The 13,314-nt window shown below is 68.5% G+C and carries 11 protein-coding genes; 1 reads left to right on the top strand and 10 read right to left on the bottom strand.

The features are described from left to right. Positions 1 to 557: 557 nt before the first annotated feature. The 3 genes from ACOJUJ_RS20750 to ACOJUJ_RS20740 all read right to left on the bottom strand — a co-directional run bounded on the left by ACOJUJ_RS20750 (position 558) and on the right by ACOJUJ_RS20740 (position 2,336). Positions 558 to 725 (bottom strand): hypothetical protein, encoded by a 168-nt coding sequence (locus ACOJUJ_RS20750; RefSeq protein WP_420128818.1) that lies wholly within the window; start codon positions 723 to 725, stop codon positions 558 to 560. A 1-nt stretch (position 726) separates the two neighbouring features. Beyond that, entirely contained in the window at positions 727 to 1,005 is a 279-nt protein-coding gene (locus tag ACOJUJ_RS20745) for an NHLP leader peptide family RiPP precursor (RefSeq protein WP_420128817.1), read from the bottom strand. Between the two features lie 176 nt (positions 1,006 to 1,181). After that, on the bottom strand, positions 1,182 to 2,336 hold the full coding sequence (locus ACOJUJ_RS20740) for a hypothetical protein (RefSeq protein WP_420128816.1): 1,155 nt from the start codon (positions 2,334 to 2,336) through the stop codon (positions 1,182 to 1,184). Positions 2,337 to 2,644: 308 nt separating this feature from the next. Between ACOJUJ_RS20740 and ACOJUJ_RS20735 the strand changes: the two genes are divergently transcribed. Beyond that, positions 2,645 to 3,811 carry a sigma 54-interacting transcriptional regulator gene (locus ACOJUJ_RS20735; protein WP_420128815.1) on the top strand — a complete coding sequence of 389 codons (1,167 nt, stop codon included), beginning with the start codon at positions 2,645 to 2,647 and terminating at the stop codon, positions 3,809 to 3,811. A 19-nt stretch (positions 3,812 to 3,830) separates the two neighbouring features. On the opposite strand, the gene ACOJUJ_RS20730 is transcribed toward ACOJUJ_RS20735, so the two are convergent. The 7 genes from ACOJUJ_RS20730 to ACOJUJ_RS20700 form a co-directional block, all read right to left on the bottom strand. Next, positions 3,831 to 4,955, bottom strand: a complete 1,125-nt coding sequence (locus ACOJUJ_RS20730; protein ID WP_420128814.1) for a hypothetical protein — start codon at positions 4,953 to 4,955, stop codon at positions 3,831 to 3,833. A gap of 21 nt (positions 4,956 to 4,976) precedes the next feature. Next, on the bottom strand, positions 4,977 to 6,443 hold the full coding sequence (locus ACOJUJ_RS20725) for a radical SAM protein (protein WP_420128813.1): 1,467 nt from the start codon (positions 6,441 to 6,443) through the stop codon (positions 4,977 to 4,979). A 129-nt stretch (positions 6,444 to 6,572) separates the two neighbouring features. Continuing rightward, entirely contained in the window at positions 6,573 to 6,716 is a 144-nt protein-coding gene (locus ACOJUJ_RS20720) for a hypothetical protein (protein ID WP_420128812.1), read from the bottom strand. A 275-nt stretch (positions 6,717 to 6,991) separates the two neighbouring features. Then, on the bottom strand, positions 6,992 to 8,134 hold the full coding sequence (locus ACOJUJ_RS20715) for a DUF7005 family protein (protein ID WP_420128811.1): 1,143 nt from the start codon (positions 8,132 to 8,134) through the stop codon (positions 6,992 to 6,994). An 82-nt stretch (positions 8,135 to 8,216) separates the two neighbouring features. After that, positions 8,217 to 8,375, bottom strand: a complete 159-nt coding sequence (locus tag ACOJUJ_RS20710) for a hypothetical protein (protein ID WP_420128810.1) — start codon at positions 8,373 to 8,375, stop codon at positions 8,217 to 8,219. A 181-nt stretch (positions 8,376 to 8,556) separates the two neighbouring features. Then, the gene (locus tag ACOJUJ_RS20705) at positions 8,557 to 9,753 is read right to left on the bottom strand and encodes an ABC transporter substrate-binding protein (protein WP_420128809.1); all 1,197 of its coding nucleotides are present in this window, start codon (positions 9,751 to 9,753) and stop codon (positions 8,557 to 8,559) included. A 465-nt stretch (positions 9,754 to 10,218) separates the two neighbouring features. Continuing rightward, on the bottom strand, positions 10,219 to 13,131 hold the full coding sequence (locus ACOJUJ_RS20700) for an NHLP bacteriocin export ABC transporter permease/ATPase subunit (RefSeq protein ID WP_420128808.1): 2,913 nt from the start codon (positions 13,129 to 13,131) through the stop codon (positions 10,219 to 10,221). Between the last annotated feature and the right edge of the window lie 183 nt (positions 13,132 to 13,314).

Genomic DNA, 13,314 nt, shown 5'->3' with positions numbered 1-13,314 from the left:
GAGACGCCACGATTCCTCCCGGATACCTGTGGGGAAAGGGGCCACGTGCCCGCGAGAGCCATCGACCAGCTGTGCACCTCGCCGCGCGTAGCCGCAAAGCTCCGCGACGGCATACCTGGAGCTACGTGAATAACCGAGGGTTAACGGAGTTTTCTCGTGCCGCGTGACCTGCGATCGAGCGCATCCCTTTCAGGAAGGGTCCATCGAGCGCCTCCGCAGTGTCGGCGGGCTTTCCTGGTCGGGAGCGCTTCGGACTTCTTGAAAAGCCTCGGAAACGGTAGAGGGATGGAAGAGCGGCAGGATGCCATGGAAATTTTTTTTGAGAGGGATGCGGATCGTCGAGGCGTATCCGGAGCGCCACCGGAGCAGGCGGTCCGCACCACCTGATGCGCGATCTATAGAACCATGCACCACCCCGCGATCGGAGGTCTGCGGCGCATCTGCGGAAATGCTGGCCCCATCGCGGGATCCGGGAGGTGAGACAGGTGGACGATGCACGAACGCCAGCGCGGCGGATGGCCACGCTGGCGTTGAATCGACCCGTGGGGTGGCGGCTGTCAGTCCGCGGACACCCGGGAGATGTAGATGCGCTCCAATCCGCCCACCACCTGCTCCAGGTCGTCCTCGCCAAGCTCCGGCCCGGCGGCTGCGACGGGAACCGCGGGCGGAGGAGGCGCCGGAGCTTCCTCGGGCGGAAAGAGGCGGATGCGGCCCAGGAGGCTCATCCTACCACTTTCCGCATTCGTCGGTCTCGGCTCCGCCGGCAACCTGCTCCAGGTCCTCCTCGTCCAGCTCGTGCTCCAGCGACGGCAGCACGATCAGCGCATCCAGCTCCCGCGGGCGCTCGATGAAGCGGATGCGGTAATTGTGCGGCAGGATCACGCCGAACGCGTGGCGGATAGCCGACGCCGGGTCGGCGAGCAGCCGGGCGCGAAACTCACGGTCGGTGGAGGCACGGTCGATGACCTCGCGAAGGAGGTCGTCCTGCTTCCTGGAGTCAGGCATCGGTCCAGTTCCTGTCACGGAGGTGAGAAGGGGGGCCCAAGAGCCCTCGCTGGGCAACTCGGATGCCGCCCACCCATCCTCCAAAAGCCCGCACCGTTACTGGATAAATGCGCAATCCGCGCCGATTGCGGCGGCGTGCCCGGCGCGCCCGCGCTCTACCCGCTAGATGCCCGCCTCTATCGCAGCCCCGATTCCGCCGCGGGGGCACGGCGCAGATAGGGCTGGTGAAACGCCAGCAGGTAGGCTTTGGCCTGCGCCTCGCGCCCAGGCTCGTGCACGAGCTTGATGCAGTTGACGCGGCGGATGAGCCAGCTGGGCCACAGCTCGTGCCGCAGCGTGCGCACCTCGTAGCCGGGCCACGCCAGCAGCGCGTCGCGGCGCTCCGGCCGGCACAGGCCGCACTCCACCAGCCGGTCGACAAACGCCCGCTCCGCCACCTGACCCTTGACCTGCGGCGCGCGCTGCAGCGTGTACTCCAGCCCCAGCCGGGGGAGCAGCGCGCCGTCCAGCACGTCCAGGTGCAGCATCCCCAGCTCCGGAGACACGCCGGCGTGCAGCTCGCCCAGCACCCGGGCCGCGTCGCGCGTCTCTTCCTCCGGCCAGCCCACCTCGTCCAGCAGCCCTGGCACCGACCCGCCCGGAACGCGCGACAGGTACACGCGCACCGCCTGGCGCGCGCGGGAGAACATGATCCCCGCGTAGGGCATCGCCGCGCCGGGCGGGCGCCGCAGCAGCACGCCGCGAAGGCGGGTGCGCGACGCCGCGTCCATGCCGCCGGGGATCAGCGGCGCCAGCACCACGTCCAGCATCGAGAGAAGCGCGTCAGCGTCCATCCCTGACGTCGCGTCGTCGTCGAACGCAAGGAAGACGGACGGAGCCGGCACGGGCGGGGCGCCCGGAGCGGCGGGCGCGTCCAGATCCAGTTCCAGCCACAGGTGCCGCACCAGCGCCCAGACGGAGTCGCCGCCGTCCAGCCAGGCGCCGCAAAGCGCCGCCACCGCGTTCCACGCCGGCCCGCCGCCGCGCAGGTGTCCCGCGCCGATCATCGGGTTGCGCCCGGCCAGGATCTCCGCGCCTGTCTTTTCCACGCGAAAGATGAGATCGACCGGATCCGGGCCGTCGCGCAGCCGGCACTCCAGGTACGCGGCACGGGTGAGCGCCGCGGGGATGCGTCCGGCCACCCAGATCACCCGCTCGCGTGCCGCCTCGGGGACCAGCTCCAACCCCGCGTGACGCGCGGCCAGCCCCAGCGTTCCCGCCAGTGGAAAGCGCCCGGCCCCCCGCGGGCGCGCCGCCGCGAAGGTTATCGCGGCCTCCGCGTGCGATTCCACAGGACTCGGCTGTAAAGGATGGATGAGGCAAACACTGGCACGGCGTCAAAGTGGTTGACACCGCACCGAACGCACCATAAAGTAGGGAACGCTTCACCAGGCAGCCCTGCCCCACCCGCCGTTACAATTCGAGAGTATTCCCCGCGTTTCGGCGCGGCACGCCCCCGCTTGCGTGCGACGGCGGTGTGCCTCCGCGACGCCGGTTTCCGCTTCCGCGTCCGATGGCGTCCGTTTGTCAACGAGATTCCACAAAAGGTGCGGAGGGGGGATGAACCAGGTTCTCGGTCCTCCACAAGGAAGGAAGCGCCGTGATCCAGCGATCTGCCAGCAGCGGTGTCGACGAGACGGAACTGGCCCGGCGCATCCGCCTGATGTCGCTGGAGCGGTGGGGCGAGCGGCGCGAGACGATGCTCGTTGGCCAGCACGCCTCGATGCTGGCGCTGCAGGAGCGGGTGCACCGCTTTGCGCAGGCGTCCGGGCCCGTGCTCATCACCGGTGAGACGGGGACGGGAAAGGAGCTGTTCGCCCGCTCCATCTACCTGCTCAGCAACCGCGGCCGTAAGCCGTTCTTCAGCGTCAACTGCGCCCAGTACACGGAAAGCCAGCTCATCGCCAGCGAGCTGTTTGGCCACAAGCGCGGCAGCTTTACGGGTGCGTTCGAGGAGCATCGCGGCGTCTTTACCGAGGCGGACGGCGGCGTGGTGTTCCTGGACGAGGTGGGCGAGCTTCCCCTTGCCGCCCAGGCCATGCTGCTGCGCGTGCTGAGCGAGGGCGAGCTGGTGCCCGTGGGCGACACCCGCGTGCGCAGCGTGGACGTGCGGGTGATCGCCGCCACCAACCGCGACCTGCGCGCGCTGGTGGCGCAGGGCCGCTTTCGCGAGGACCTGCTCTACCGCCTGCGCCACATGCAGCTGCACATCACCCCGCTGCGCGACCGCGGCGGCGACTGGCAGCTGATGACCGACCACTACGTCCGCCGGCTGAACGCGCAGACGGGGACGCAGCGGCGCTTTTCGGAGCGCGCGCTGGACCGGCTGGCCAGCTATCCCTGGCCCGGCAACGTCCGCGAGCTGCGCGCGGTGGTGGAGACCAGCCACTCCCTCACCTCCGGCGCCGAACTCATCGAGCCCTCCGCATTCGAGGAGCAGCTGGAGTGCGACGGGTCCTGCGGCGGCTTTCCCAGCTTTGCCGCCGGCGTCGGTGCCACCGCCGTGTCGATGTCGACCGCCCCCGCGGCGGCCGGGTCGCTGGTCGAGCGGATGGTGGAGGGCACGGGGACGTTCTGGGATCTGGTGCACGAGCCCTTCATGGACCGCGAGCTCAACCGCTGCCAGGTACGCGCCGTGATCGAGGAAGGGCTGCGCCGCAGCAACTGGAGCTACAAGCGCGCCCTCTGCGTCTTTGGCGTGGCCCCGGACGACTACCTCAAGTTCATGGACTTCCTGCGCCACCACCGGCTCAAGCCAGAACGCTAACGACGCGGAGTGCGGAGCCTCAGTCCGCGAACAACACGTCCAGCTCTTCAAACAGCTGGTCGGCTTCTTCGTCGTGCATAGGGGGCTGAGCGTTCCGACGGTAGCGAGCGTATCCGGTGCCCGTCTGCAATGCTTCCAGAGTCCGCCACGCGGCGGTGTCTTCGCCGGGCCGCGCGGCGCAGACCACCCGAAGGGACTCGATCCGCAGAATCTCATCCTCCGCCACAAGCGCACCTTCCGCCGCGGCACTCGCGAGCCCGGCGGCTTCCTCCCGCATCCCCAACTCGGCACAGGTCTGCGCGGCACGCACGATGATGAACAGGTGCTCCAGCCGGCTCCGCACCTTGTGGGACAGCGAGCCGAACGTGGCGGCAACCCTCGCAAGCTCCGAGCACGCCTCTTCCCTCTGGCCGGCACAAGCCAGCACCTCCGCGAGCCGCACCGAGAACACTGCCCGCGCCCACCCCCGCCATCGGGTCCGCCCCTCGCGCGCGAGCGCTGCGGCCGCATCGCTCTCGCCCTGGCGGCCTGCGGCCACCACGCGTGCTTCGTGCAGCACGGGGTTGTCGCCGTGATCGGCGGCTTGGCGAGCAGCGAACGCCATTGTCTCGGCGTAGCGCCCGTTAATGAGCAGGGCCTTGAGTGAATCCGCCACGTACGCGCTGTGAAGAAAGCCGTCGAAGCCCTCTGGTGCGCCCTCCGCCCCCGTGGGTGGAACGCGGAGGGTGCCCAGGCACAGCCATCCGTCGGCACCGGGGTACGCAAGGCGGGCGAATCGTTCCAGGGCACCTTCCCAGTCCCCGGCTTGGGCCTGCAGGCGCCCGAGGTTCACCCAGGGCTGCACGCCAAGTCTGGCGATTCGTGTGTTTCCGGCGCGGCGGCTCGTGCGGTCCTGCCAGCGGATCTGCGCGCGGCACAGTGACGCAGCTCGATCCACGTTGCCCTGCAGCGCGGCGATCAGGGCCGCGTTGTTGGCGACACGCCCCACGCCTTCCGCAAGGTCCCACGTGCGCCGCACGCCTGCACTCACTTGGGCTACTCGCTTGCGCAGCCGTGCGGCCCAAACGGGGACCGAAGACCGCGCGACGCGATCACCGGGCATCAGCAGCCCCGTGGAAAGGACAGGTTGGGGGGTGGCGGGCATCGGACGGCTCCAGTGTCTTTTTCAGTCCGACACCACCAGCCCGGCCGCAGCGTCCGTCGCGCGACTGCGGTCACTCCCGGCCAGGGTGAAGCGCATATCGAACTTGAGTTCCTTCTTGACGGACGAGCACTGCCGGGTGTTGTTCTCCGTGATGCGCGGCAGCGGGCAGTGCGATCCCTGACAGATGGGTAGGACATAGCACTTCTGGCAGAGTGGGTCCGTCTCGAAATAGGGTTTCACCCACTGTGCCATGTACTCGTCCTTTAAGTCCATAGTCCCGTCAGGCAGGATCTGACCCACGACGTTGCTCTCCAGTTCCTCCAGGACTACAGTACATTTCATGAGCTTGCCGCTCGCGCCCACGATGAAGTTGTAGGGGCGCGCCGCATAGCAAACTTCGCTGCCAAAGGACGCCATGCGACGTACCCCGGCTTCCAAGCCCAAGTCCACTTCGCCGGCCTTTTCGCGAAGCTGTGCGAGTACAGCCTTCTGCTCATCCAGCCCACACGTATCCAGATTTTGGTCGTTGGAACCGCCCCATTTGCCCACCGCACGGAAACGCAGCTTGAAGCGCGGGTCGCCTCCGAAATCCTCACTCAGCGCCTCGAGGAAGGCGCCAAGCGCCATCACGTTGTCCCGATCGAAGTTCACGCGGACAATGACCGAGAAGACATCATCACGCGCCTTGAGTGAGCGCAGGTTGTCCAGAATCACATGGTACGTCGGACTGCCGTCCCGGCCCACGCGCTTGCAGTTGTGCTGATCGGGTAGCCCATCGATGGTGATCTGATACGTACGACAGCCCCACTCCAGCAGCCTGGTGGCACGTTCTTCAGTTAGGAGGTACGCATTCGTCGTCATGTTCTGTCGATGACGAATGCCATGCTCATCGGCGACGCGCTTGAAAAACGGGGCCAGTTCCTCGACGGCTTCCCACCCGTAAAGGGGTTCGCCCCCGAACCATGAGATATCCAGTTCATTCAGGCGGGGCGCGCGCTTCGTCACCATCTCGCGCAGGCCATGACGCACTTCAGGACTCATGGTACCGCGCTGGAATTTCTCGTAGCAGTAGACACAGCGGAAATTGCAATCTTCGCTGGCGAGAAGGATGAGCTGCAGTATGTCCGTGCGAAACTGCTCCCTTCCGTACCGGTACCGAAACTTGTCCAGCTCGCTCACACTCGACGTAACGAGGTAACCCCGTCGTACCAGGTAGCTTGCCGTGGAGCCAAGAGGCTCCTCCACGCCTGAGACAGAGAGAGCGGCCAGCACCCGATCACGGTCTTTCGGCTGAAAGACACTGATGGCGCCCGTGTACGTGTTCCACAGGATCAACCGTCCGTCGTGGCCCACGGTACGCGCGTTGTAGCGCGAGGGTACCCAGCGGGCTTTAGGAGTATAGCCCAGCTTGACGAGGGACGGCTGCCTGACCGACGGATCGCGGTCCAGCGGAGACGTTTGCATGTCGGGGGTCGGCAGAATCCTCATAACTCCTCGTGGTGGCAGCACCAGCAGGGGATTAGCAGGTTCAATGGTTAGCCGAAGCAGCTGGCTCGGGTCACCGCGAGTGCGGGATGCCGCCGGACGTCCTTCCCGGCGGCATCCCTTTAGAGCTCATCAGCAGCCGTAATTGGTGCAGCCGTTGTTCACGCTCACTTGCTCCGAATCGCCGAGTTCTCCGCCGCCGCCAGCCACCTGCTCGAGTTCTTCGACGTCGAGTTCGTCGCTGTTCTGCGCGGGAGCGTTGTTCTGCTCTGACATGGTGGTTCTCCTTGATGGAGGGGAAGGATGGGATTGTCCTGCAGCCTGCTACAAGGCAGGGAACATGCCGCTTCACGACTTTCTTCTAATGCATTATTCTTAGCGCAGTTACCCGCAAATTCTCACCTGCATTTTTCGACCTAGCTAGATATAGTAGTCCGTTATCTCTATCTGAGGGTGGTCAGCCTCTACAAATAGAAGCTCCTTATACTTCATTACGTTAGTCCAACCCTTCGAGATGCACCAAGCATTGGATGACGTGGCGATGGTGGCGATTATGCTGGTAGCGCCAGTTCCTCCAGCGTCAGCTCCGCCAGGGCCAGCAGCACCCGCGCGCGGCCCAAGGGCGCGCGAAATCCATCATCCAGCCCCCCATCCACCTCTTTCACCCGCGCCACGGCGGCGCGCACGAGCCGCTGCAGCACGGCGAAAGCGGCGTCGGAGAGCGGGGGGTCGCCGCGGTAGGTCCAGATGCGGCCGTCGGCGCGGCAGCCGTCCTCCACGTCCAAACCCATGAAGCGCAGGAACCAGTCGGCGCGAAAGCGGCCGGTAGCGGCGACAATGCCGGCGTAGTCGGCCAGCAGCTCGTCGAGCAGGTTGTTGCGCATGGAGCCGAGCACGCGGCGGGTGAAGTAGTGTGTACACTCGTGCTCCAGGCGGATGGTGATGGAGGCCCGGCTCCATTCCTCCGGCTCCATCTCCATCGCCTCCGCGGGGACGCCGCTGTACGGGCCGCTGCTCAGCAGGACAAAGCGGTCCTGGTACAGCTCCTTCCGCGGCTTGAGCCGGGCGAAGGCGGTGGACCAGTCGCGCGCCCCGCCCGCGTCCACCTCACCCGCTTCCCAGCGCCGGCGCACTTCCGCCACGCGGCCCCAGTTGTTGTAGCCCGCCACCATGCACGCGCCCATCGACGCAGGCAACGGCGCGGGCTCGTTCTTTCGCGTCAGCGCACGGACGAGCGATTCGAAGTCCGCGCGGCAGGGGGTCAGCAGCACGGGGACGGCGCCGGCGGGGGTGGGGTGGATCAACAGCCGCAGCCCGTCCGCGTTCTCCAGCCGCAGATCGGCCGTCCCGGCCGGGAGCACACCTTTGCGGGTGGCGGCCTGGTATGCCTCCGTCTCGCTGATCCCCGCCGCGACGGGAAAGCGCAGTTGCACCAGGTGCTCGCGCAGCACGGGGAGCACGCCGCGCGATTTTGCATCCGCCGCATAGCGCACCCAGGTTTCGACGAACGGCTCGTCGGCGAGAGGGAGGTCGAGGGCGGAGGGGATGGCGAAGAGCGGGCGGTTGTAGTCCAGCAGCTCCTCGACCTCCGCCGGACCGGCGCCGAACGCGCGGAGGGTGTCGGCGCGGGCGCGATCGCGGGATGACTGCTCCGGCCGGTGCACCGCGGGAATGGGAAGCGTCTGAACGTCCATGGCGGCGGAGGCGGGCAGAAGGACGGGGCCTGCGGCGTACCGGATGACGCCGCGGGGCAAGAAGAGCGGGATATCGACGTTATCAGTCGCCGGCGAGCGAGGAGCAGCCGCAGTTGCCGTTGATCGTGCACCCCGAGTTGATGTCTTCCAGCGGCGCCACGATGCCTCCGGCGGCGTCTTCCAGTTCTTCTACGTCCAGCTCGTCGTCCTCAGCATCGGACGGGACAACGCCGTCGGCCATGGAAACGCTCCTGGCAAGAAATGAAGGCATGATGATGTGCTCGTACAGAGCACGCGACATGCCATTTTTCACATCGCGCAATTCGTTGCGACTGCTCCCCACACGTGCGGATTCCGTCGCGCGTTCGTGTCTCCGGTTCCTACGGAATCGCCGCCGGATTCTATCCCGCCGCCCTGCCGCTCTACCGCGGCGCGGCGGCCGCGGCCTCGTCCAGGTAGTGGAACTCGCCGCGGCGGACGACGATCCTGCGGATGGGCATCCCCACCAGGTTGCCGCTGGCGTCAAAGCTGAACGCGCCCGTCACGCCCTGAAAGCCGCGCAGCCCGCGCATGGCGGCGGCCACCTTGTCGGGCTCGGTGCTCTGGGCTTCGCGCATGGCCTGTGCGAGCACCCGCACCGCGTCGTAGCCCAGCGCCGCCCCCACGTCGGGATCGCCGCCGTAGCGCTTGCGGAACACCTGGTTAAAGCGCTGCACCTCGGGATCCGGCGCCTCGTCGTGAAATGCCGTCGCGATCACCGTCCCCTCCACCGCCGGGCCGCCGATCCGCAGAAAGTCGGGGGTCGCCAGCACGTCGCTGCCCAGCACGGGAACGCCGATCCCGCGGCTGCGCAACTCCTTCACCAGCAGCGCCGCCTGCTTGTCTTCCCCCGCGATGAACACGGCATCGAACTCCCAGTTGGTCCAGCTGTTCACCGTCTGCTCGGCGGCCACGGGGTTGGCGGACAGGTTGGGATCGAACGACTCGCGGTTCACCACCTGGCCTCCGCCCGCCACCAGGTGCTCCTCGAAGGCGTTGGCCAGCTCGCGGCCGTACTCGTTGCGCGCGTAGTAGATCACGGTGCGGCGATAGCCCCGGTCGCGCGCGTACTGCGCCATCTGCCGCCCCACTTCCGTATCGTTGAAGACGGTGCGAAAGACGCGGCCGTATCCCTTGTTGGTGAGCTCCGGCGTGGTGGAGGTGGCGCTCACCAGCAGCAGGCCGGACAGGTCGTAGATGGGCGCGGCGGAGACGGTTACGTAGGAATGCAGGTGGCCGATGACCGCCACCACGTCGGGGTTGCGGCCCAGTTCCTGGGCGATGATGCGGCCACGGTCCACCGATTCCTGGTCGTCCAGGCGCAGCAGCTTCACCGGCCGGCCCAGCACGCCGCCCGCCGCGTTCAGCTCCTCCACGGCCAGGTCCAGCCCCTTGCCGTACATGATCTGCCCGCCGCGCGCCTCCCACGGCCACGCCGCGCCGATCACGATCTCCCCTCCGCCGCGCGCGCGCTTGATCCGCTGCGCGATGGGATCGTCCGACCCTCCGCACCCCGCCACCACCATGGCGGCCAGGATGAGCGTTAGAAGGCTGCTGATGCGCTGCTTCGCGTACGTCATCGTGTCCCGGTGCTGCGTGGGTGAATCATGCTTCGGTGCGCATTTCCGGCTGGCGCACGTGGATTTCTCTCTTCCAACGGAGTCGCTGCCTCACGTCGACGGACGGAGCGGTCGTCCGCATGCTGACAACCTGTCATTTCGAAGGAGGCGCCGCGCTGCGTCATGCCGTGACCGGAAACCATGGCGCCGACTGAGATATCTACTCGCTGCTGCTCGTAGTCCGTCTCGCGCTCCGGTCTCAGGCTCAGACGTCGGTCCTTTGTATCGCGCTGCGAACCACGCGTCTGCCAGTCTGTGGCTGCCGACCAGCCACGAGCATCCGACAGTAGATTTCTCAGTCGGCGCCAGAGTGCGGAGCAAGGGGGGCGCTGACGTGCGGCGCCTCCTTCGGAATGACAGGATTGCTGGTGTGTAGCGCCAGGAATGGACCTCCCCTGACCATCACACCATCACACCATCACACCATCACACCATCTGCCTGCGGGCCATCGCCGCGAACACGCCGTCGCGGGCCATCAACTCATCGTAGGTGCCGCTCTCCACGATGGCGCCGGCGACAAGGACGTGAATGTGGTCCGCGTGCAGGATGGTACTGAGCCGGTGCGCGATCACCACGCGGGTGGCGCGCAGGGCGTCCAGACTGGCGCTGACGATGGCCTGCGTGCGGTTGTCCAGCGCGCTGGTCGCCTCGTCCATCAGCAGGATGCGCGGGCGGTTGACGATGGCGCGCGCGATCATCAGCCGCTGGCGCTGGCCGCCGCTCAGGGTGCCGCCGCCGTCGCTCACCAGTGTGTGCATCCCCATGGGCATGCGGCGGATGTCCTCGTCCAGCCCCGACATCCGCGCCGCCTCCCACGCGTCGTCCAGCGTGGCCGACGACGAGCCCACGATGTTGGTGAACAGGTCGCCCGTCATCACCCGCCCGCTCTGCAGCACCACGCCCATCTGCCGCCGCACCGCCTCCACGTCCACCCCACCCAGGTCCTGCTCGTCGTACGAGACGGACCCCACCTCCGGCGTCTCGAAGCCTAGCAGCAGGCGAAAGATGGTCGATTTTCCGGATCCGGACGGCCCCACGAAGGCCACGAACTCGCCGGGGCGAACGCGGACGGAGACGTCGCGCAGCACCGGCGGCCCATCGCCGTAGCGAAAGGAGACGTGCTGCAGCTCGATGGCGCCGGACAGCTCACCCGGATCGTCCTTCCCCGGCCGCACTTCGGGACTGGTGTGCAGGATCGGCTTTACCTGCTCGTACAGCGGCACGGCCGAGAGCGCCTGGATCACCGCCGTGCTCGTGGACAGCACCGCCCCCAGGCAGAGCCCGAAGGCGGCGGTAAATCCCAGGAACTCGCCCGTCCCCATGGCCTCCTCCGTCCCCAGCGACCGCGCGGCCAGGGTGAAGAGGATGATGGAGCAGAGCACGGGATAGGCGGCGTTGAAAACGGAGAGCCGCACCCCCAGCACGCGGTTGTGGAACTGCCGGTCGCGCTGCTCTCCGAAGTCCCGCGCCCACAGTGCGAACGCCTGCGGCTCCGCGCCTGCGAGCTTGAGCTTGGAGATGCCCGTGAGGAACTGCAGCATTCGCCCGCTGATGCGCGAGCGCAGCGTCAGGATCGCCCGCTGGCTGCGCAGCTGAAGGATGCCGACGGTCACGGAGACGAGGAGGGAGATGGCGATCAGCCCCGTCCCCACCGCGCCCAGCACCACGTCGTAGTGAAAGAGCAGGAACAGGTTGCTCAGCGAGAAGAGCCCCGCCAGCAGCCCCGTCACCACGGCGCCCGTCATCAGCCGCCGGATCTCCTCCACGCCCATGGCGCGCGTGGCCAGCTCGCCCGCGGAGTAGTCGCGAAAGAAGGGGAGCGGCAGTGCCACCAGCCGGTCCCACACCGCCGCCTGAATGGCCCCCGCCGTACGCGTCTCCACGCGCACCACGGCGACGCCGCGGACGACGGTGAACAGCGCGCCGGCCAGCGCCACCGCCACCAGCACCAGCGTCATCTGCACCAGCTGCCCGCGGTCGGCGCCGGGGATGATGGTTTCGAAGAGCATCCCCGTCGCCAGCGGCAGCACCAGTCCCAGGACGGCGCCCAGCGTGGCCGCGGCCAGCGCCGTCAGCAGGTCCGGCTTGCAACCCTGCAGCCCGAAGCGCAGCACCTGCAGCGGCCGCAGCGGCTCAGACGGGAATGGGCGGTACAGCATGTACGCGGTGGGCCCCACCCTGGCCGCCACCGCCTCGTCCACCGGCACGCGGGTGCGGGCGTCGGGATCGTACGCCTCGTATCCGCCGCGCGCGGGGAGCAGCGCCAGGGGAGCGGGATGATCCGCCCAGCGCCCCAGCAGGGGCCCGTTATCCGCGCGCCACCACGCGTCGCGCAGCACCACGCGGCGCGCGCGCACGCGGCAGGCGCGGGCCAGCGCCTGGATGGGATCTTTCGTATTCGGCCGGCCGGCCGGCGGCTCCACCGCCACGCCGGCGGCGCCCGCCACCAGCCGGAAGGCGGCGAACAGCGTGTCCTCGGCCGCGCCCTCCGGCGGGCGCATCCGCATCTCCAGCCGCCGGCCCGCGCTGGCCAGGGTGCCGGCCAGCCGCGACAGACCGCCCGCCATCCCCTGCGCCTGCGCCTGCTCGCGCGCCACCATCCGCGCCTGGTACGCCGCCTCGTCCGCGCGGGCGCGGTCGTCCGCCAGCGCCACGGCCGCGTCGTGCAGCAGCGCCAGCGCCCGCAGCACGGCGGCCGGGCCGTGCGCGTTCAGCACCGCGTCCGTGTCCAGCAGCCGCACCCGCGCGTCATCCACGGCTTCCACCCACCCGCGCCGCGTCACCGGCGCCAGCTCGCCGGTTTCCACGGCCGCGGCGCGGCGGCCGAGGAGGCACAGGGTGCCCTCCAGCGGCTCTACCCACGCCAGCGGCGCCTCCGGCCGCAGGCTGGCGCCCTGCGCCAGCTGGATCTCCTCCCCCGCCACGCCGCCCGTGGCCCGGCGCACCGTCGCGCGGCCCACCAGGCCGTCCCACACCCGCTCGCACCAGCGCTGGGCCAGCTCCGCGAAGGCGGGACGGGTGAGCGGATCCGCCGCCAGCGCCTCCACCTGCGCCAGCCCGAACTCCGCCAGCAGGGTCCCCGGCGAGCCGACGGCCAGCAGCGCGCGGTCCGCGGCCGGATCCTCCCCCACGCCAAAGACGGGGTCGCCGGCCTCCAGGCGAAACAGGTGGCGGCGCGGGCCGTCGGGCTCGCCGTCCACCAGCCGGGTGGCGAACACGTCCACGCGCCCGCTGCGGACGATCCAGACGCGGTCCGCGTCCAGCCGCAGCGGGCGGTTGCCCACGGCGGCCAGCGGTCGTCCCCCCGCCAGCGCGGCGGCCGCGTCCAGGATGCTCACAGGTTCATACCGGTTTCACGCATTTCGATGCAGATCTCACTGCGTCTGCGGGGTGGCCCTCCCCCGGCCCCGCCCCCTTCGTGGCTCCCCGCGGGGGGAGAACTTCGATCCCGGTTTCGAAGGATCGGGGTCAGATCCCGGTCGTAGCTCGACGACCAGCATCGAACTTCGTCCGCGGGCGCC

The organism is Longimicrobium sp. (assembly GCF_048594345.1).
Taxonomy (GTDB): Bacteria; Gemmatimonadota; Gemmatimonadetes; order Longimicrobiales; family Longimicrobiaceae; genus Longimicrobium.
Note: the sequence above shows the minus strand (reverse complement) of the source record. Positions and strands in the feature narration are given on the sequence as shown.

Coding starts and splice junctions, on each gene's coding strand:
- ACOJUJ_RS20750 (WP_420128818.1), bottom strand. CDS start 725: ATGAGCCTCCTGGGCCGCATCCGCCTCTTTCCGCCCGAGGAAGCTCCG.
- ACOJUJ_RS20745 (WP_420128817.1), bottom strand. CDS start 1,005: ATGCCTGACTCCAGGAAGCAGGACGACCTCCTTCGCGAGGTCATCGAC.
- ACOJUJ_RS20730 (WP_420128814.1), bottom strand. CDS start 4,955: ATGCCCGCCACCCCCCAACCTGTCCTTTCCACGGGGCTGCTGATGCCC.
- ACOJUJ_RS20725 (WP_420128813.1), bottom strand. CDS start 6,443: ATGAGGATTCTGCCGACCCCCGACATGCAAACGTCTCCGCTGGACCGC.
- ACOJUJ_RS20720 (WP_420128812.1), bottom strand. CDS start 6,716: ATGTCAGAGCAGAACAACGCTCCCGCGCAGAACAGCGACGAACTCGAC.
- ACOJUJ_RS20715 (WP_420128811.1), bottom strand. CDS start 8,134: ATGGACGTTCAGACGCTTCCCATTCCCGCGGTGCACCGGCCGGAGCAG.
- ACOJUJ_RS20710 (WP_420128810.1), bottom strand. CDS start 8,375: ATGGCCGACGGCGTTGTCCCGTCCGATGCTGAGGACGACGAGCTGGAC.
- ACOJUJ_RS20705 (WP_420128809.1), bottom strand. CDS start 9,753: ATGACGTACGCGAAGCAGCGCATCAGCAGCCTTCTAACGCTCATCCTG.